Genomic DNA, 20015 nt, shown 5'->3' with positions numbered 1-20015 from the left:
AGTGGCATCAATCGCGCCACTGAAACTCCATCTCCGCCGGCTTTTCGGCCGGTGCCGGCTCCCCGGCCACCGCCTTGCCCCGGGTGGCCGCCTCCTTGATGGCGCCGAACAGGTGCGTCAGGGCAATCCGGTTCTGGACCGGGGCGACCGAAACGCTCAGGTCCTTGATGCCGAAGATATTCGTATGGGCCAGGTCCAGGGTCGTGAAGGTGAGATACCCGTTCTCCAGGTAGGCGCTGATTTCGCCCCGGTCATAGGGACGGTCGTCGCGGAAAAAGAACCCGCGCAGCTTTTTCCCGGCCAGGCGCTGGAGGAATTCACGGGAAAGAAGCATGCGCTCGCGCGTCGACTCCCAAGCCCAGAGGTCGGTGAAGCCGGTGAGCCCATCCATTCCGGCCCCTTGGCCGTGGAGGCTGAGCAGGCCGTCGACCCGGCCGGAAACGTATCCGCGGATCTTGGGAACCGCATCGCAAAGCCGCGCAAGGCTCAGGTCATGGACCAGGATATCAGCTCCGTAGGCGATGCCTCCCCGGACCGTCACGAACCCTTTCCCCAGCAGTTGTCCCTCGTAGAGCCCCGACCGGAGCGAACCGATTTCCAGGGTGCCGTTGCCGGCCCGCAGCCCCAGGGCCGTCTGCCCCAACTCCAGGGGACCGAAGCGGATCTTACCCACGGTGAGGGTATGATCCCATGCCGCCTGCGGCCGAAGCATCTCCAGCAGGCGGACAAAATTCTCCCGGCTGAAACTCAGCTCCTGGCGGGAACGCTTGGCGGCCTCGGCAGCCGTCCGGAGCGAAAAGGGAATCGTGCCGCCAACCCCGCTGACATCGAGTTTCTGGGACGGGAAATCGAAGCGGACGCCGGAGAGCGTCGCGGTCCCGTCCACGCTGCCGGCCTTTCCCGCCAGCGCCACCTCGGCGGAGACTGCCACGTCCCCCTCCAGGGTTGCCTCCTGAACCGGCCGAGGCAGAACATTGACCAGGGGGTCCACCAGGGCCGTGAGAGGGGTGCGCGGCAGCGTTACGGAGAATGTCCCTGTCCGCTCCGGCGAGCGGAACCGATCCATGCTGCCCGTAATGCGGACGGAGGCACCTTTCCCCAGAACGGCCACCGCCTCGCGCAGGTCGAGCCGCTCTCCGGCCACCCGGGCCGCCACCCGGGCCTCCGCGCCGGACAGGAGCCGCTTGCCCCCCGTCCCGTCCAGGGCCATGCCGGCTAGCCGTGCTTCGAGCCCGCAGCGCAGCCCTGAGCTCCCCGCGAAGCCGCCGTCAACACTGATGGTGGCCTCCCCCCCGGCCACTGCGGGAATCCGGCCGGTGGCGGGCACGAACGGGGCGATGGCAGCCAGCCTCGCCTGCCGAAGCGAACCGGAGAACCGGAGGTCTTCCAACGGGGCACGGGCGGGAAAATCGATCCGGGCGCTTAGTGCCCCGCCAAGCAGGTGCCCCGCCACCACCGCTTCCCCCTTCTCCCGGCCGAGCGCGAACCTGACCGAGGGCGCGCCGATGGGCTTCCCCTGCACCGTCAGGTGCACCGCTGACCCGCTCCCTTCCACTTCCGGCCAGCCCGGCGTGCCCCCATGATAGGTTCCCCGGATGGATGCATTGATTCCTCCGGCACCTCCTGTGCCGTGAGTCACCGATCCCTCCGTCACCTCCAGGGTAAAGGGGTGGACCATCCCTGCCGGTGCGTCCGGCAGCCGGGCCACCACCAGCCGGGCCGTACCGGCGGTGGGGCCGAAGCGGAAGCGGGGGGCGTCAAGCACCAGTGAGCGGCCGTCAAGCCTGAACGGAGCCGCCACCTCTCCCTGGCGGCCGCCGTAGGAGGCACCGTCGAGCAGAAGTGTGCCGGCCACGGACGCGACGCCCCGGTGCCAGGCAAAACGGGCACGCAGGTCACCCTTTCCGAGAGTGGCCGGCTTCCCCTTGATCGACAGGGCTGCGCCGTTCACAGCCGCAGCGAGTTCGCCGGCAAAAGGACTGCGCACGCCGCCCGCCAGATCCAGGGAAAGCGCAGCGGTGCCGCGCTCGGGGCGCAGGCCATAGGGTTCCAGCCGGGTGGCGGCAAGCGTGAGGGATGAGGAAGGGATCCGCAGAGAGAGCTGGAGTGGCTGCGCCGCCGTCGGCCTGAACCACCCGCCCCCCTCCAGCGGGATTCCCATGACCCGGCAGGACATGCCGGCAACCCGTACCACCGTCGGCTTGAAGCGCGAGGACACCTCCGCTTCGAATGGAATGCGGAGCCCATCGACCATGACGTCTCCTGCTGCCCGGGGCGAGAGCAGTTGGCCGGACACGCGCCACCCCCCGGCCGCAGGAGAAACGGAAACCGTGCCGCCCACGTCCCGGGCGACGATCTTCGTGCCCATTGCCAGGGTCCCGCCGCTCAGCGCCACGGCACCGTCAACGCCGGTTACCCCCCGGGCTCGGTCGCCGACAACCCGTAGTCCCCGCGTCCGGAGCATCCCCGCCGTGACGATGCGCGTGCCGGACGCCGGCAGGAAACGTCTCAACCGGGCCAGATCCACCTCGTCAAGGGCCAACCGGGCGTCAAAACGCCCCTCGCGCCGCGCCTGCTCCACGGTGCCGGTCAGCCGGGCCGTGAAGAAATCGCTCAGGGCCAGATCCAGGCGGTCGAGCACGGCGCGGTCCTCCCGCATGTCATAGGAGGCCGCTGCCTGGAGCTTGCCGGCCAGCGTGACCATCTGCCCCCGGACCCTGAGCGCGCCATTCTGCACCGTCCCGCCTCCATCGATGCGGATCACGCCTTCCCGCAATTGAGCCCGCACAGCCAGGGAACCGCGTGCTGCGGAGAGGTCCAGAACCCGGCCATTGAGCCGCGGCAAAAGGGGTGACAGGGCCATGGACGGGGCAGAGAGGGCAAGGTCGAAGGAAGGGTGGGGCCCCATGCGGCCGCTTCCCGTCAGGCTGAACCGGTTTCCGGCGACGTCGGCAAAGGCGAGTTCAAGCCGGGACTCGGTCGTCCCCTGCGTCGACAGGTCGCGCAGACGCAGATCGATCCCTTCCATGCGATGGCCTTCGACGGCCAGGCTGCCCCGGCGCACCACGACTTCTCCGATGTGGGTATCCGGGGCAGGTTTTTTCCCCTTCATCCCCGTTGCCAGCCGCGCCAGATTCCAGGTACCGGACCGGTCTCGCACCAGGGTAAGGCGTACTCCGTCCAGAACGATGCGGTGCAGGGCCCGCTCCCCGCTGATGAGGGCTCCCCAATGGGGAACAACGGTAACGGCATCGGCTGATGCAAGGGTGCCGGCGGGAAATCCCGCAGGATTGCCGATGGCGATGCCGCGGGCGGCAATGCCCATGCCCGAGGTATGGAGCGCGGTAATGGTAACGGGACAGCCGAGGGTCCGGGAAAGCAGGCGGGACAGGTGGCGTGCGGCCAGGGGAGATGCCAGATAGAGCTCCGCCAGGAAGGGGAGCAGGAGGCAGAGGATGAGTACCGTGACCACCGCCATTGCCATGCGGCGGCCGCCCCGGCGCCGTGGTGTCTCCATCTGGTCGGAATGCGGCATTGGACTGTCTCCCTCCGAAGGAGACTGTACCCGGGAAGCGCCGCCCTGGCAAGGGGGTCAGGGAAAAGAGAGGATCAAGGACATTGGTGTGGCTGAGGTCCGGTCAACGATGGCGTGAAGACGGGAGCGATCTCCCGAACCATCCGTTGCGGAACTGTTCAAAAATGAAAAAGCCCCGCAATAAGGGGGCTTTTTCATCCTCTGTGAAGGGAGAACCCGTACCGTCTGGAATGACGGCGTGCCGCAGCTACTTCTTCTTGCCGGCAACCGCGTCCTTGAGGGCCTTGCCCGGACGGAACTTGGGAACCTTGGCGGCAGCGATCTTGATCTCCTTGCCGGTCTGGGGGTTACGGCCGGTGCGCGCCTTGCGGGTGGACACCTCGAAGCTGCCGAAACCGACCAAGGTCACTTTGTCACCCTTCTTAAGGGCGTCGCTGACGGCGCTGATAACGGCGCCAACGGCCTTGTCCGCGGCCGCCTTTGTCAGGTTGGCAGATTTCGCTACGGCATCCACAAGTTCAGCTTTGGTCATGGTCAACCCTCCTTTGTTGGTAATTCTGGCAGATACTATAGACAGAAATTTCCACTTTGCAAGGGATTTATTTTCGCAAACTTCATTTTTTTATCGGCGGAAACCCTTACCGTATCAGGTTTTTTGGCCCCATGGCACCCGCAACGCCAGCACTGGCGCGGACCCACTATACCAACATATTGATATTACTGCAATTTAGGCGAGACATCCTCAGAAGATTCACCATCGTAAGCGGTCGGCTCGGTGCCTGCAATGAAGCATTCCTGCACGGCGCCATCGCTGCCCTCGCGGACCAGCCGGCCGGTGCGGGGATTGATGGTGGCAAAGGTAACGTTGGGAGGCGTCTCGAAGGCGCGGGAAGGAATTCCGGCCACTGCCCGCCGCATGAATTCGGTCCAGATGGGGGCCGCAGCCTGTCCACCCGACCCGCCCGCCCCCAGGGAGCGCTCCTGGTCGTAACCGACCCAGACCCCGGTCACCAGTTGGGGAATATACCCCACGAACCATGCATCCTTCATGTCGTTGGTGGTTCCGGTCTTGCCGGCCACCGGGCGGCCGACGGCCCGGGCCCGCTGGCCGGTACCGCTCTGGACAACGCTTTCCATGAGATTCGTCATGATGTAGGCGGTTTCAGGCGCAATCACCGGTACCGCCGTTGTCGCCGAGCCCCCGGCCATGACCGGAGGAGCGGGCGGCACGTCGAGGGGGGACGACTCGGCCGACGTCATGACGGAGAATGTCGGAATGACCGGCGGCGCCGTTTCCTCAAGTGTCCGCCCCTCTGCATCCTCCACTTTGGTAATGAAGTAGGGAGTGGTCCGATAGCCGCCCGATGCGAACACCGCATAGGCAGAGGTCAGTTCCAGGGGGGTGAGGCTGGAAGAGCCCAGGGCCAAGGTCAGGTTGGCCGAAAGGGGAGACGTTATGCCCAGCTTCTTGGCGTACTCGATGGCATAGTCCACGCCGATCTGCTCCAGGATCTTGACGCTCACCACGTTGATGGAGTTGGTGAGGGCCTCCCGCATGGTCACGTTGCCCCGGTAGATGTTGTCGTAGTTTTTGGGTTTCCAGGCCTTTTCCTTGCCGCTTTCGTACTCCACCGGCGAGTCGTCGAAGATGGTGGCGGGGGTAATCCCCTTATCCAGGGCAGCGGCATAGATGATCGGCTTGAACGCGGAGCCGGGATTCCGCTTTGCCTGCAATGCCCGGTTGAACTGGCTTTTGCGGAAGTCGTACCCCCCGACCATGGCCTTGACCGCACCGGAGAGAGGATCCAGCGCCACCACTGCCGCCTGGGCCTCGGGCTCCTGATCAAGGGCGAAGACGGCCCCTTTCCTGTCCGCGTCGGGGGTGACGACCGATACGAGGATCACGCTGCCGAGCGACAGGAATTTACCCTTCACCTCCTGCTTGCCCCAGGCGCTCACCAACTGCACCTTGCCGGCCCAGGCCATATTCTTGCGCGAGAGAGTGCCGGTCCGGTCGCCGACCCTCACGGTCACATCCCCCCGGGCAGAGTCCACGGCGGTGACCACCCCCTGGTAGGTGACGCCCTGCTTGAGGGAAACGGTATCGATGCCGTCTTCCACCTTATCGCAGAACGCAGCGACCGCGGACTCGGCCAGATAGGCCGTTGCACCGCGGAATCCCTGCCGTTTGTCCACGTTCTTGAGGCCGTTCACCACCGCTTCATAGGCCGCCTTCTGCATCTCGGCGTTCATGGTGGTGTAAACCCGCAGCCCTTCCTTGTAAAGCTGCTCCTCACCGTAGCGCTCTTCCAGGGCGATCCGGATATGTTCCAGGAAATAGGCGGACTGATCGCTGTTGACCTTCTTCATGGACTGGATGACGATGGGAGTGGCCCGGGCATGATCAGCCTCGGCCTGGGTGATGTACCCTTCCTTTACCATCCGTTCAAGGACATAGGCCTGGCGCTCCCGCGCCCGGTCAAGATGCTTGATGGGGGAATAGGCGTTGGGGGCCTTGGGCAGGCCTGCGAGCATGGCCATTTCGGCCAGGTTCAGTTGCTCGACGTTCTTGCCGAAGTAGGTCTCCGCCGCCACCTGGACGCCGTACGAACCGGCACCCAGATAAATCTGGTTCAGATAGATATAGAGGATATCGTCCTTGGCAAGCCGCTCCTCCATCCGTTTGGCGAGAATCGCCTCCTTGAGCTTGCGGGCATAGCTCTTCTCGGGGGTAAGGAGCATCGACTTGGCCACTTGCTGGGTAATGGTCGAGGCCCCCTCTTTTTTCCGCATGGAAATGAGGTTCTTCACCGCGGCACGGACAATGCCCAGGTAGTCCAGCCCCTTGTGCTGGTAGAAATTGGAATCCTCGGCCGCCACAAAGGCCTGGACGAGCCGGCGAGGCAGCTTCTCCACCGGCACCACTGTCCGTCGCTCCAGGTAGAACTCTCCCACCAGGCTCCCGCCGTCGCCGAACACCTGGGAAACGATGGGAGGCTTGTAATCGGCCAGCCGGTCCACCTTCGGGAGGGTCGCCATGAGAAAGAACAGATATCCCGCCAGCGCGAGCAGGGCCGTCACCGCAAGACATAGCGAAGTTATGACAACAATTTTCAATGGACTTTTGCCCCGTCGACGGTTTATGTTCCGGGGACCGGGATTCTGCCTGCCGACTGTCATTGAACGCCACCACATTCCCTGATTTGAAGATGTATGAACCCGTAACGTGTCACCTTAGCGCAGAGCCATCGGGCAGTTCAAGAAGATTATGGCAAAGGAGGATGAACAGGAGCCATGAACAGAAAACTCGCGTTTCAGCACTCCCTGGTCGTATGCATCGGCATCCTTGCAGGAGCCGCCGCCCTCTCCACAGCCCTCGGCGCCACGGCCCGCGCGGCGGAGATCGTTCCGTTCAGAACCATCAACATGAGCCCCCTGGCGCTCATCCATCCCGCCCCAGCGGCCGGAAGCGCCCGCCTGCTCGCGCCACGGGAGACAGAGGTAACGCTGATTGCCGATGCCGCCAACAACTTCGCCGTCGACAGTACCGCCAACGAATCGGTCCACCTGGACGGCGAAACCTACCGTGTGGCGCTGGACCTTCGCTACGGCGTGACCCCCTGGTTCGAAGCGGGCATCCAGGTTCCCTTCATCGGCACATCAGGCGGGGCTCTGGACAGCTTTGTGGAAGGATTTCACAAGGTGTTCGACTTCAACAACGGTGACCGGGACAAGTATCCGCAGGACGAACTGCTCTTCAGCTACCATCGTGACGGGACAGAACGGCTCCACTACGACGACGGCGGCTTCGGCATCGGCGACGTCAGGCTCAATGCGGCGGTACGGCTTCATGAGGGAACGGGTGAGTCGCGGACGTCGCTGGCCCTGCGCGGCTCGCTCAAGCTTCCCACGGGGGAGAGCGGCAGGCTGCGGGGAAGCGGCGGGACCGACTTTGCCCTCTGGCTCACGGGCAGCACCGATCTGCCGGTGGGGGAATGGGGGCACCTGACCTTTTTCGGTGCCGGCGGGGGCATGGTGATGGGGGATGGGGACGTCCTGGCCGACCAGCAGCGGAACGCGGCGGGATTCGGCACCCTCGGCTTCGGCTGGAGCCCCGCTTCCTGGATCGCCCTGAAGGTCCAGGGGGATTGGCACTCCGCCTTCTACCGCGCATCCGGCCTCCGGGAGCTGAGGACCGACACCATCACCATCACCAGCGGCGGCACCATCGCCTTCTCGGACCGGACCGCCCTTGATATCGGAGTGGTGGAGGATGCAAGCGTCAAGACGGCGCCGGACGTGGTGTTCCATCTGGCACTGTCGCACCGGTTCTGAACCTCAGGGGGCCGTGCGCCGCTCCTCCCGGATCATGTCGATGGCAAGGAGCGCCACCCCCACGCAGATGGCCGAATCAGCCACGTTGAATGCGGGCCAGTGATACGTCTTCCAGTAGACGTCCAGGAAATCGATCACCTCGCCGAGCCTGACCCGGTCGATGAGGTTGCCGAGGGCGCCCGAGAAGATGAGCGCGAGCGCGGCGGCCGCCAGGTGCTGGTCGTCCCGGAGCTTGCGGAAGGTAACAGCTATCACCCCTAGGGCCACCACCGACACCAGGATGAAGAAGGGGAGCCGGTAGGAAAAATCCGCCAGAAAGCTGAACGCGGCCCCCCGATTCCGCAGGTAGGTGATGCTGAACAATCCGTCGATCACAGGAATCGACTGGTAAAGATCCATGGTGCGGTCGACGAGGACCTTCGTCGCCTGATCGAGAACGAGGGAGCCCAGCACCACTGCATTGAAGATGCGACAGGTCGGCTTCATACAGTCTACTTGACCGCCGCCGCGCACTTCGGGCACAGGGTCGGATGCTCACTGTCGCCGCCGATCCCCTCGTCGTAGTGCCAGCAGCGCTCACACTTCTCACCAGGCGCGGCACCGACACCGATCCTGAGCCCGCTTACCCCTTCCGCTGCCGGGTAGTCGCCGGCCCCTTCCTCCACCAGATCCACCCGGGAAACGATGAAAATCGTGGCCAGTTCTCCGGCGTACTCCTGCAGGAACGACAGCAGCCCGGGCTCGGCCGCCAGCGTCACTGCCGCGTCCAGGGAGTGACCGATGGTCTTCTGCACCCGGGCCTGCTCCAGGGCCTTGGAGACATCGCCCCGCACCGCCATGATCCGGGTCCACCGCTCCACCAGAGACTCATCCTTCCACTCGGGGCGGAACTCGGGGAAGGTTGCCAGGTGGACACTGGATTCTGACCTCTTCGGCATGTACCCCCACACCTCGTCGGCCGTGAAGGAAAGAACCGGGGCCATGAGCGTGACCAGGGATTCGAGCACCAGGTACATGACGCTCTGGGCGCTGCGGCGTTCCGGGGCATCCTCCCTGCTCGTGTAGCGCTCCTTGATGATGTCCAGATAGAAGGCGCTCATCTCCACGGTGCAGAAGCCGTTCACCGCGTGGTAGAGAATGTGGAACTCGTACTCGTTGTAGGCGGCGGCGACCTTTTCCTTCAGCACCTCGAGCTGGTGCAGGGCCCACCGGTCCAGTTCGGTCATCCGGTCGTAGGGGACCATGTCCACGTCCGGGTCGAAGTCGTTCAGGTTCCCCAGCAGGTAGCGGCAGGTATTGCGGATGCGGCGGTAGGCCTCGGCCAGGCGGGTCAGGATCTCCTGTGAAATCCTGACGTCGTCCCGGTAGTCCTGGGCGGCCACCCAGAGCCGGAGGATCTCGGCGCCGTATTTCTTGATCACTTCCTCCGGGGCCACCACGTTCCCCACCGATTTGCTCATCTTCCGGCCGGAGCCGTCCACCACGAAGCCGTGGGTGAGCACCTCCCGGTACGGCGCAACCCCGCGGGTGCCGACGGAAGCCAGAAGCGACGAATGGAACCAGCCCCGGTGCTGATCGCTCCCCTCCAGATACATGTTGGCCGGCGAGCCCAGTTCGGGGCGGTTTTCCAGAACCGCGGCGTGGGAAACGCCAGAGTCGAACCAGACATCCAGAATGTCCATTTCCTTTTCGAACGCACTCTTGCCGCACTGGGGGCAGACCGTCCCCGGCGGGAGAAGCTCGGCGGCCTCTTTCTCATACCAGAGGTCGGCCCCTCCCTCCATGAAGAGATCGGCCACGTGATGCATGGTCTTGCCGTCGGCCAGGATCTCGCCGCACTCGGTGCAGTAGAAGGCGGTGATGGGAACACCCCAGGAACGCTGGCGGGAGATGCACCAGTCGGGACGGTTCTCGATCATGCCGTGAATCCGCTCCCGCCCCCACTTGGGCACCCAGGATACCCGGTCGATCTCCGTGAGGGCCTTCTGCCGCAGGTCGTTCTTCTCCATGGAGATGAACCACTGCTCCGTGGCCCGGAAGATAATCGGCTTCTTGCACCGCCAGCAGTGTGGGTAGGAGTGCTCCACGCTCCCCTGGCCCACCAGCGCACCCACTTCCCGGAGCTTCTCCATGACTGCGGCATTGGCGTCAAACACGAACATACCGCCGAAGAATTCCAGGCTCTGGATATAGCGGCCCCGGTTGTCAACCGGGTTATAGATATCGAGCCCCTCCACCAGGGCCAGCTCGTAGTCTTCCTGGCCGTGGCCGGGCGCGGTGTGGACGCAGCCGGTACCCGCGTCCAGGGTCACGTGCTCACCCAGCAGGACGATGGAATCCCGGTCGTAGAAGGGGTGCTTGCACCGCTTCCGGTACAGGATATCCGCCCGGAAGGTGGCGATCACGTTTCCTTGCACGCCAGTGGCAGCCATGAAGGCGTCCTTCAGCCCCTCGGCCACCACGAGCACCTCGCCGCCGGTCTCCAGGGCCACGTACTCCAGCTCCGGATGAAGGGCAACGGCCAGGTTGGCGGGAATAGTCCAGGGAGTGGTGGTCCAGATGACCAGCGACACCCTCTTTCCGGCCAGTGCCGGCACGGCGGTGCTGATATCGTCCTGGAGCAGAAACTTCACGTAGATGGAGGGGGAAGTCTTGTCGGCATACTCCACCTCGGCCTCCGCCAGGGCCGTGACGCAGGAGGAGCACCAGTGGACCGGCTTTTTCCCCTTGTAGAGGCCGCCGTTCTCGGCAAAGCGGGCCAGTTCCCGGGCAGTGATCCCCTCGTAATCGTAACTCATGGTGAGGTAGGGGCGATCCCAGTCGCCCAGGACCCCGAGCCGCTCGAATTCCGCCCGCTGGACATGCACGAACTTTTCGGCATACTCCCGGCATTGCTTGCGCATCTGGAGCTTGGTGGTCTCGTGCTTTTTCGACCCCAGGTTCTTCTCCACCTGGAGCTCGATGGGCAGGCCGTGGCAGTCCCAGCCCGGTACATAGGGGGCGTCGAACCCCTGCATCCGTTTGCTCTTGAGGATGATATCCTTGAGGATCTTGTTGAGGGCGTGGCCGATGTGGATATGGCCGTTGGCGTAGGGAGGCCCGTCGTGGAGGACGTACCGCGGCTTGCCCTTGCCCGCTTCGGCGATCGTGCCGTACAGGTCGCCCCGCTGCCACGCGGCGAGGATCTCCGGCTCCCGCTGGGGAAGGTTGGCCTTCATGGGGAAATCGGTGACCGGCAGGTTGAGGGTGCTCTTGTAATCCATGGGTTCCTCCACGTTCGGATATGCGCGCCCCGCCGCAGCGGGAAAACGTCTAACGCTACTCACAAACCGTCGAAAAGTCAAGCATTGGTACCGGAGAGCGAAACCCTGCGGCCGCCCCGTTGACCGCGAGAGGTAGTAAAGATAGAATGGTGATACGTGTGGCCGGTCCGTCGTTTTTGTGCGGTATGGATGGAGGTTAGCGGATGCTCAGACTGTTGGCGGGGATTATCGCGCTGGCTGTCCCCGTGGTCGCGGCAACCGGTGGAACGGCTACTGCTGCCGCGCCTCCCGCCGCCGGGTCGGGATGCGTCGGCTGCCACGGCAACGCCTCGACCATGAAGGAACTGGGCTACCCCCACTTCACCGTCACCCCTCAAGAGGTCCTGGCCCAGACCGGCATGCCGGCTGACTGCCACCTCTGCCACGGCGGGAGCCCCGATGCCGTGGTGAAGGACAAGGCCCACGCCGGCATGGGACGGCTCGTGGCAGTGCGGAAAAAGGGGCTCACCGGAGAGACGGTCGAGCGAAAGCACCCCCTTTCCCTGGGCAGCAACCCCATGGAGCGGATCAAGCTCATGACCGACAAGGCCGGCCGCGCCGCACCGGACCAGAGCGTGAGCATCATCCTGTGGCAGGACAAGCGCATCGACACCCTGTCCCAGGACTTCGGGCGCATGGAGAAGAGTTGCGGAGCCTGCCACGCGCGGCAGTTTGCCGAGTTCACCAGGAGCACCATGGCCCGCAACGGCAAGCAGAGCGCCTACCGCACCTGGACGGACCGGAAGCGGGGCCCCCACAACTGCGGGGCCTGGTTCGGCGACAATCATGAAGCCATCGCCGCAAATACGGCGGCCCCCTTCGACCGGGCCACCAACGCACTCAACCAGCGCCAGTGCAATACCTGCCACGTGGGGTGTCTCGACTGCCACTACGATCCCCAGCCCGCGGACCCCGCCGACCCGAAAAAGGGAATGCACGGCTTCCGCAGGACTCCCCGGCCCGAAAGCTGCTACGGCGGCGGCAGGGGGCAGACCTGCCACGCGGGCCCCGAGGAACGGCGGCGGGGGGCGGGCTATTTCGGCGGCGTCTATGCCAACCCGGAGGGGGCGGCTCCGGACGTCCACCTGCAGGCCAAGGTCACCTGCCTCGACTGCCACGAGTCGAGCCGCAACGGCAACGGACTGACCCACGCCATGGTGAAGCGCCAGGCAACCTGCGACCGGTGCCACGGAACCATCGTGGCCAGTCACGGGACATCCGTTCATCGCACCCTCACCTGCGAGGCCTGCCACGTGCGGAATGTGGGCGGCTACCAGGGGACCTACTGGGGGCCTGGTAGCCTGGGGGGAACCGGCACGCCGTTCTTCAAGTACAAGGAATACTACGGAATCATGGACGATCCGATCCTGATCCGCGACCAGAAAGGGCGGTGGATTCCGGTAAAGCCTTACCCCATGGCCGTGATGAACGTGAAGGGCGCCGGACTCAAACCCGGCCTCCACTGGCGCTGGCCCGCCACGCTGCCCGACCTGGAGCGGACCGGCGATGCCTACGGCTACGTGGGCCTCGTGGGAGGTCTGCCGGAAAACAACAAGGCGCTCCTCTGGATCCAGATGGACAAGGTCTCCCACAAGTACGGCCAGCCCCGGCCGTGCGACTCGTGCCACGGCACTGCCGACGGCGCCCAGCGCCGGGAGGTGAGCTGGGAGTTCACCGACGCCGGAGCCCTTCCTTTCAGCGGCAGCCATACGGTGGTGGCCGATGCCAGGGGGCTCGCCATCCACAACATATCGACACCGGAACGGATCGAGACGACCGCGGGCACGGCCGTCTCCAGTTTTGCACCCTGGTTCTACCTGAAGAACGCCTGGACCATTCCGGGCGACTTCTCCCTGCCGGCCATCGGGGATCGCACCCGGTACGAGCGGCTCAGGGACAACCGCGACCAAGCCCGTAACGCCGGCATCATTCACCGCTGACCGCCACGACGGTCAACGAGGACCCCATGACCACACCGACACCCATTCGCATGCTGATCCTGGAAGATTCCGAGGACGACCTCCTGCTTCTGCTGCGCGAGGTGCGCCGCGGGGGAATCGATCCCGCCTACGAGCGCGCCGACAGCGCCGAAGGGCTTCACCGTGCCCTTGACGCCGGGGAGTGGGACGTCATTGTCTCGGATTACAACATGCCCCAGTTCGGGGCGCTTCCCGCCCTGAACATCGTCAAGGAGCGGGGCCTGGACGTTCCATTCATCATCGTATCGGGCAAGATCGGCGAGGATCTGGCCGTTGCCGCCATGAAGGCTGGAGCCCACGACTACCTCATGAAGGGCAACCTTTCCCGCCTCGTCCCGGCCATCGAGCGGGAACTGCGCGAGGCGGACGAACGCCGGCGCCGGCGCCAGGCCGAAGAGGCCATGCACGCCCAGTTCAACCAGATCAGCACCATCTTCGACTCTCTCAACGCCCTGGTCTACGTCGTTGACATGAACACCTACGAGTTGCTCTACCTGAACAAGTTCGGCGCCCAGCTCTTCGGAGACGCGTGGGAAGGCCGGACCTGCCACGACGTGCTCCAGGGGGGCAGGGCCACCCCCTGCGACTTCTGCACCAACGACAAGCTGATCATGGACGGCAAAGCGCTCCCGCCCTACATCTGGGAGTACCAGAACAGCATCAGCAGCCGCTGGTACCAATGCATCGACAAGGCCATCCGCTGGACCGACGGACGCATGGTCCGGATGGAGATCGCCATTGACATCACCGAGCGCAAAGAGATGGAACGGATGAAGGATGAAATGATCTCGGCAGTCAGTCACGAGATGCATACCCCCCTCACCGCCATGATGGGCTTTACGGAGTTCCTGCTGGAGAACGAGGTGGACCGGGACCTTCAGAAAAATTACCTGCGGACCATCTACCGGGAGACCGAGCGGCTCAACGAGCTCATCACCAACTTCCTGCAGCTCCAGCGGCTCAAGGCGAGCATGGTCAAGTTCCGGATAACGCCGATTGCCGTCGGCCTGCTGGTGGCGGATGTCGTCTCGCTCTACGCCGCCGCCTCCAAGAAGCACCGGATTGTGGTCGACTGCCCCCCTGACCTGCCGCCGGTGCGGGGGAACGAGGAGCAGCTCTACCAGGCCATTTCCAACCTGGTGTCCAACGCCATCAAGTACTCACCCGACGGGGGCGACGTGACCATCGGCGCCAGCGCCACCGCCGACATCGTAACGCTCTGGGTCAGGGACCAGGGGATAGGAATCTCTCCAGAATTCCAGGAAAAAATTTTCGAGCGCTTCTTCCGGGTCGACAACAGCGACCGGCGCAAGGTGGGCGGCGCAGGCCTGGGCCTGACCCTCGTGCGGGAAATCGTGGCCACCCACGGCGGCCGGGCCTGGGTGGAGAGCGCGCCGGGCAAAGGAAGCACCTTCTTCATCTCCCTGCCGGCCATGACATGAGCCGGCGTCAGTGCGACAGCCAGAGGTAGTCGGCGTCCTCCACGGAGATCGACCCGTTCTGAACCACCGGATCGGGAAGAACCACCCTGCTGGCGAGACCGGGCTTTTCCCGGTCGACCTGGACCGGCATCCCCCCCCGCACGGCATGCCCGCTGCCGGTGATGACCACAACGGTCCGGCCGGGGTTGTTCTTCAGATACTCGACCAGGTGATAGGCCATGGACTTGTTCCAGAGCATCTGGGCCTCGCAGAAGTTCTTGAAGGTCTTGGCGCTGGTATCGTGATCCGAGTAGGAACGCCGGATCATGGCCATGTACGCAGCATCCACGTCACAGGTGATACTGGGGGGGAGCTTACGGCGCTCCTCGCGCGACAGGGACTCGAACCCCTGGCGGGCAACCTTGCGGGTTACCTCCCGGGGGACGTTGAGGCCCACGAGAGGGATGCGCCTGTCCCGGGCAAACAGCAGGATGTCGCCATAGAGGGCCCAGGGGAAGTTCCAGTTTTTCAGGTAGATCCGTTGAAATGACGCCGGATCGGTTTTCCCCGCCACCCAACGGTCCAGTTCATCCTGGCTTTCGTAGGTGAACATCTCCATGGCAATGGCCAGCGGCACGCCGGCCCGATGGAGCTCGCGGACAATCCTGAGCTGAAGGTCATGGTGATAGGGATTGTCATGGGTCTCCCCCACATAGATCACCTTGCCCCCCTTCAGATCCCGCATCATCTCCTCGAAGCCGATCTCCCTGCGATCCATGAGCCGCACGATCAGATCATGGCTGAAGCAGGTGCGTGCCACCACCGCAGTGAGGACCAGCACCAGCGCAATCCCGGCGAATGTTCCCAATCGCTTCATGCTTCCTCCCGAATGACGTCGCGCCATCCTATCTGTCAACCTGCCGGTCAAACGTTACCACGCTGGTTTCGCTGAGCGCCGGGGGAGCTTCCTTCACCCGGTTGTTCCCGCCCGAGAAGACGAGCACCCCGTAGCGCCCGTAATGGGTGATCTTGAGTGCTGCCGCCCCGGCGGCGGCCGGGGAGAGGGAATGGAGGAACGCCGTTACCCGGCCCGGCGCGTCGGGCCGGGTGGCGACCGCGAAGAGCATGTCGCCGGCTCCGGCATAGGTCGTGCCGTCCACGGCAAAGGCGCCGGCAGACGCTGAAACGCCGTGGGGCAGCGGCGACCGGATACCAGTCGTCCCGGGGACGCCGCAAAAAAGAATGTCGCGACCGGCCAGGGCCGCGGCATCGACCTGGTCCTGCCGGATCAGCGGAGCCTCCGCCTGATCGAGGGAACGGAGAAGAAGCGCCAGGGTATCCCTGTCAGCACCGCAGCCGGGTGCCGTTACGACCGTCAGGGCCGTGCTCCCCTTGATCCTGTTCACCGTTGCCGGGAGTTCCTCCGGCGACAGGAGGCGAAAGGTATCCGCCTCGGGATCGAGCGTAACCCGCTCGGGCGGCCCGCTCACGGCAACCGTAAAGCCGGTGCGCCCGCCCGTCGTCTCCACCAGGCTGTCCCGGGACGTGCCGCCGGCGTCCACCCGCGCCCGCACCCGCCCAGGAAACGCATCGCCCTCCTGCCGGACCACCCCGTTCACGAGCCAGCCGTCCCCAACCTGCCGCCGCTTCACCTCGGCCAGGGCGAGACGTGGGCCGCCGGTCCGTTCGAGCCACGGGTTCATGAACGAAACCATGTCGCGGCCCGAGGCGCGGGAAAAGGCCAGGGCGAAATCGTCCCATGATGCCGCCTTGAACCGGAACTCCCGAAACACTTGCCTGAGTGCGCCGAAAAAGGCATCGTCACCAATTTCCCGGCGGACCATGTGGAACAGCATGGCTCCCTTGCCGTAGCCGATGGCACGGGAGGCCGGATCGACCCGTCCCAGGAATCGCCGCAGCGGAAAATCCTCTCCGGCGGGTACCAGCGAAGCATAGTCTGCCAGGAGGCGGTAGCGGTAGTCACGCCCATCCCGGGCCGATTTCCGCTCCTCCAGCAGGTGGTCCGCCAGATAGGTGACGAGCCCCTCGGACCAGTTGCCGCGGTCGTAGGCCACCAGCACTCCGTTGCCCCACCAGCAGTGGGCTATCTCGTGGGGGAGGCTCGTATGGACGATGAAGGGAAGCCGGATGACCGTGCCGCCGATGAGGGTGTAGGACGGGAAGCCGTAACCGGTGGGAAAGAAGTTCTCCACCACGGCGAACTTCTCAAAGGGATAGGGGCCGAATTTCTCCGCGTAGAACCGGAGGTAGCCGGCGGACGCCTCCAGATAGCGGTCGGCGAGCGCCGCGTTTTCGGGGTAGAGATACGTGTAGAGAGGGATGCCGTCCACGTTCCGTTCGGCGACCACGTAAGCGCCGGCCGACAGCGAGAGGGCCTCGGCGGGGTGCTCCTCCTCCCAGACCGAAGTGGTGACGCCCCCGGCCGTTGCCCTGGCCGCGCGCCGACCGGCGGTCACGGCCTCGATGCCTTCGGGGGCTCTGACGGTGACGATTCGGCTGCCCGGCGGCGCCGTCGGTTCCGGATACCAGCCCGCGCCGCTGCCGAGATAGGTCCCCCGCTCGGCAACCACGGCGCTCACCCCGTAGGAGGGGTCCTCCGTCACCACCGGCCGCTCCGGGGCCGGATCATTGAATATGCAACGGTAGGCAACCGTCACCCGCCGCTCGCCGGTGCCTACGGGCAGATTCAGCCGGAGCGCCCCGCCCTCCCTGCGGAAAGGGATGTCGCGGCCGTCCAGGCGCACGGCTTCGAGCCGGGCCGAGCCGTTGAGGGCAAGGCTGAGCTCCCCGGCAGCGCCGGGTGCGAGATGCAGGGTGCTTTCACCGACGACGAGATGCTGCGGCGGCACGAGCAGCACGGCAATCTCCTGCCGGACGACGCGCACTTCTCCCCGTGCCGAACAGGCCACAAGGAGCATGGCGACCAGGATGGCCGAAAGGGCGATGTAAGGTTTCATGGTGAACAACTATACCATCAAACCGCCCGATACCAAGGGCTGCCCCGGAAGCCCGCCCCGCCGCATGACCGGAGCCGCGGGGCGGGGCGACATTCCTCCCGGATCAGCTACTGTCCGGCGTTCCCCTCCCGCTTCACATAACGGTATGTTGTCCGCTTTTCACCCGCCAGGGCAAGGATATCGGCCCGCGCCGCCTTCCAGACGCCGTCCTCCCGAACGAGGCGGATGGCCCGCGTCACGTGGTCGGTGCCGCCCGGTCCTCCCTCCAGGCCGAAGGTGGCCCGAACGGAGACGGAATCAGTGCCGCGCACCGTCACCCGGACCTCCTGCATCTTCTCCCAACAGCACGCCGGGCGGCGCGAGGCTCCGGCAAGGCGACGAGCAAATGCTTCGCGACTCCCGCCACCGGTGATGCTCGTCCGTTCGTAGAGGGCGTCGTAGTTGCCGTCGCGCCAGAGATCGAGGATCGACTCCAGGGCCAGCCGAGCCTCCGATTCGGCAACCGGCGCCGCCTGCCGAGCCGGCCGAGTCGCGAAGGCGTGAGTGGCCGCGAGCAGGGCCGTCAGAAACAGTGTCAGTCGAATGAGCGTCATGTAATCCCTCCATGGATTAATATTCTCTCACCATAACGAATCTCCCGCCTCCCCGCAACCCCTTTCCCGACCCGGCATGGGACAGGCGGCTGCTCGTCGCTACAGTCGCCTGCCCACGGACTCCGCCACGAGCCGCAGCTTTGCCATGAGCGCGTCGAATTTCTTCGGCTTGAGCGACTGGGGTCCGTCGGACGACGCTCGCTCGGGATCGGGATGCACCTCGATCATGAGGCCGTCCGCGCCGGCGGCAACAGCGGCCAGGGCCATGGGTGCCACGTAGTGATAGTTTCCGGTGCCATGGGAAGGATCGGCAATGACCGGCAGGTGGGTCATCTGCTTCAACACCGGGATGGCCGAGAGATCCAGGGTGTTGCGGGTGGCGGTTTCGAAGGTGCGGATGCCGCGCTCGCAGAGGATAACCGACTGGTTCCCTTCGCTCATGACATACTCGGCGCTCATGAGGAATTCCTGGATGGTCATGGACATGCCCCGCTTGAGGAGCACCGGGCGCCGGAGCTGCCCCACCTTCTTGAGCAGGGCGAAGTTCTGGGCATTGCGGGCTCCGATCTGGAGAATGTCGGAGTACTCGGCCACCAGTTCGGCTGTCTCGGGATTGACCACCTCGGTCACGATGGGGAGGCCCGTCTCTTCGCGCGCCTTGGCCAGCAGCTTGAGCCCCTCCTCTTCGAGTCCCTGGAAGGAGTAGGGAGAGGTGCGCGGCTTGAATGCTCCGCCCCGCAACACCTGGGCTCCGGCCGCCTTTACCGCCTTTGCCGTCTCGATGATCATGGTCTCTCCCTCGACCGAACAGGGCCCGGCCATGACAATGACTTCGGGTCCGCCGATGACCACGGTATCCGTAATGGCGACAACGCTCGGCTCGGGCTTCACCTCCCTTGATGCCAGTTTGTACGGCTTCAGGATCGGCACCACGCTCTCCACGCCGTGCATGGACTCGATGCCCTGAAGGACCAGCTTGCCCCGCTCGTCCCCCACGGCCCCGATCACGTCCCGCGTGGTGCCATGGATGACGTGGGGATTGTAGCCCAGTTCGCTGATCCGCCTGATTACCTCGTCCCGGTCCTTTTTTGCCGCTCCCGCTTTCATGACGATGATCATTCCTTCCTCCCGTGGTCTCCCGAAAGGCAAAAGGCCGGAGGATTTCTCCCCCGGCCCAGTGGTGCTGCAGTATTGGTCTTGAAAACTGAAAAGCCGGGGGTGGTATCCTGTCCACCCTCGGCTTCCGGTTTAGTGTATGGTGTGTGCTTCCCCTACGACAAACCCCTACCCTGGGCAGACGGCCTAAAATAAAAGCCGTACCAAAAGTAAAAGTTCTCGTAGAAATAGAGGCCCGAATTCATCATAGATCGTATAGTTGCCGATCCGGCCGGATATTGTCAAGCATTAATTCGCAACGGATACGCCATTGGTTCGATTTCTGCTTTTATTCTTCCCAGTGCTTCGACGCGACACGGCACCAACGCATTTTCAACCAGTTACCCACAAGCCGAACAAGACTCCCGCGGCTGGAACCATGGCCGAGACAGCCGGTGGTTATAGGCAAGGCATCCTGGACAACGGCAGAACCTTCGACAGCACCACCAGCGAGGCGCCGCTGCGCTTCACCATTGGCAAGAACGAGATTTTCCCCGCCCTGGGGCTCTCAATCATCGGCATGCGGCCGGGCGAGGCCAGGAGCATCCTGGTCGCCGCCGCAGACGCCCATGGCCCGCGCCGGGCGGATCATGCTTGTGGTGGAGGTGACCGGCGCCCATGTAGTTCTGGATGGGAATCATCCCCTGGCCGGCTGCGGCCTGACCTTTGCGCTCCGGCTCCACGGAATCGAAAACGCCTGAGCGGGCCATGGTCCGG

General features: G+C 64.6%; 13 protein-coding genes and 1 pseudogene. 5 read left to right on the top strand and 9 right to left on the bottom strand.

The window, feature by feature from the left end:
• Positions 1-7: 7 nt before the first annotated feature.
• The 3 genes from AC6CDK_RS03260 to AC6CDK_RS03250 all read right to left on the bottom strand — a co-directional run bounded on the left by AC6CDK_RS03260 (position 8) and on the right by AC6CDK_RS03250 (position 6715).
• Positions 8-3535, bottom strand: coding sequence for a DUF748 domain-containing protein (locus AC6CDK_RS03260; RefSeq protein ID WP_192905660.1), 3528 nt, complete (start codon positions 3533-3535; stop codon positions 8-10).
• A gap of 247 nt (positions 3536-3782) precedes the next feature.
• The gene (locus AC6CDK_RS03255; RefSeq protein WP_262421275.1) at positions 3783-4091 is read right to left on the bottom strand and encodes an HU family DNA-binding protein; all 309 of its coding nucleotides are present in this window, start codon (positions 4089-4091) and stop codon (positions 3783-3785) included.
• A 161-nt stretch (positions 4092-4252) separates the two neighbouring features.
• Positions 4253-6715: a penicillin-binding protein 1A gene (locus AC6CDK_RS03250; RefSeq protein WP_192905661.1), complete on the bottom strand. Its 2463-nt coding sequence runs from the start codon at positions 6713-6715 to the stop codon at positions 4253-4255.
• Between the two features lie 114 nt (positions 6716-6829).
• Here AC6CDK_RS03250 and AC6CDK_RS03245 point away from each other — a divergent pair, with 114 nt between their 5' ends.
• The gene (locus tag AC6CDK_RS03245; RefSeq protein ID WP_039646937.1) at positions 6830-7870 is read left to right on the top strand and encodes a DUF3187 family protein; all 1041 of its coding nucleotides are present in this window, start codon (positions 6830-6832) and stop codon (positions 7868-7870) included.
• A 3-nt stretch (positions 7871-7873) separates the two neighbouring features.
• Here AC6CDK_RS03245 and lspA read toward each other — a convergent pair whose 3' ends face one another.
• Both lspA and ileS read right to left on the bottom strand, forming a co-directional pair.
• Positions 7874-8356: a signal peptidase II gene (gene lspA, locus AC6CDK_RS03240; RefSeq protein WP_039646939.1), complete on the bottom strand. Its 483-nt coding sequence runs from the start codon at positions 8354-8356 to the stop codon at positions 7874-7876.
• Positions 8357-8361: 5 nt separating this feature from the next.
• On the bottom strand, positions 8362-11133 hold the full coding sequence (gene ileS / locus AC6CDK_RS03235; RefSeq protein ID WP_192905662.1) for an isoleucine--tRNA ligase: 2772 nt from the start codon (positions 11131-11133) through the stop codon (positions 8362-8364).
• A gap of 203 nt (positions 11134-11336) precedes the next feature.
• Here ileS and AC6CDK_RS03230 point away from each other — a divergent pair, with 203 nt between their 5' ends.
• The gene (locus tag AC6CDK_RS03230; RefSeq protein ID WP_192905663.1) at positions 11337-13112 is read left to right on the top strand and encodes a cytochrome c3 family protein; all 1776 of its coding nucleotides are present in this window, start codon (positions 11337-11339) and stop codon (positions 13110-13112) included.
• Between the two features lie 26 nt (positions 13113-13138).
• Positions 13139-14593 (top strand): PAS domain-containing sensor histidine kinase, encoded by a 1455-nt coding sequence (locus AC6CDK_RS03225; protein ID WP_039646945.1) that lies wholly within the window; start codon positions 13139-13141, stop codon positions 14591-14593.
• A gap of 7 nt (positions 14594-14600) precedes the next feature.
• On the opposite strand, the gene AC6CDK_RS03220 is transcribed toward AC6CDK_RS03225, so the two are convergent.
• The 4 genes from AC6CDK_RS03220 to aroF form a co-directional block, all read right to left on the bottom strand.
• Entirely contained in the window at positions 14601-15449 is an 849-nt protein-coding gene (locus tag AC6CDK_RS03220) for a ChaN family lipoprotein (RefSeq protein ID WP_039646947.1), read from the bottom strand.
• A gap of 28 nt (positions 15450-15477) precedes the next feature.
• A complete protein-coding gene (locus tag AC6CDK_RS03215; protein ID WP_192905664.1) occupies positions 15478-17550 on the bottom strand; it encodes a M1 family metallopeptidase in 2073 nt (690 codons plus the stop codon).
• 107 nt (positions 17551-17657) lie between these two features.
• Positions 17658-18143, bottom strand: coding sequence for a hypothetical protein (locus tag AC6CDK_RS03210; RefSeq protein WP_192905665.1), 486 nt, complete (start codon positions 18141-18143; stop codon positions 17658-17660).
• Positions 18144-18242: 99 nt separating this feature from the next.
• A complete protein-coding gene (aroF, locus tag AC6CDK_RS03205; RefSeq protein ID WP_039646953.1) occupies positions 18243-19262 on the bottom strand; it encodes a 3-deoxy-7-phosphoheptulonate synthase in 1020 nt (339 codons plus the stop codon).
• 415 nt (positions 19263-19677) lie between these two features.
• On the opposite strand from aroF, the pseudogene AC6CDK_RS03200 reads away from it, so the two are divergent.
• Positions 19678-19824, top strand: a pseudogene (locus AC6CDK_RS03200) (hypothetical protein); the annotation flags it as partial.
• A gap of 43 nt (positions 19825-19867) precedes the next feature.
• Positions 19868-19999, top strand: coding sequence for a peptidylprolyl isomerase (locus tag AC6CDK_RS03195; protein ID WP_264158260.1), 132 nt, complete (start codon positions 19868-19870; stop codon positions 19997-19999).
• The last annotated feature ends 16 nt before the right edge of the window (positions 20000-20015 follow it).

The organism is Geobacter sp. PheSNFMC, from assembly GCF_059620965.1.
Note: the sequence above shows the minus strand (reverse complement) of the source record. Positions and strands in the feature narration are given on the sequence as shown.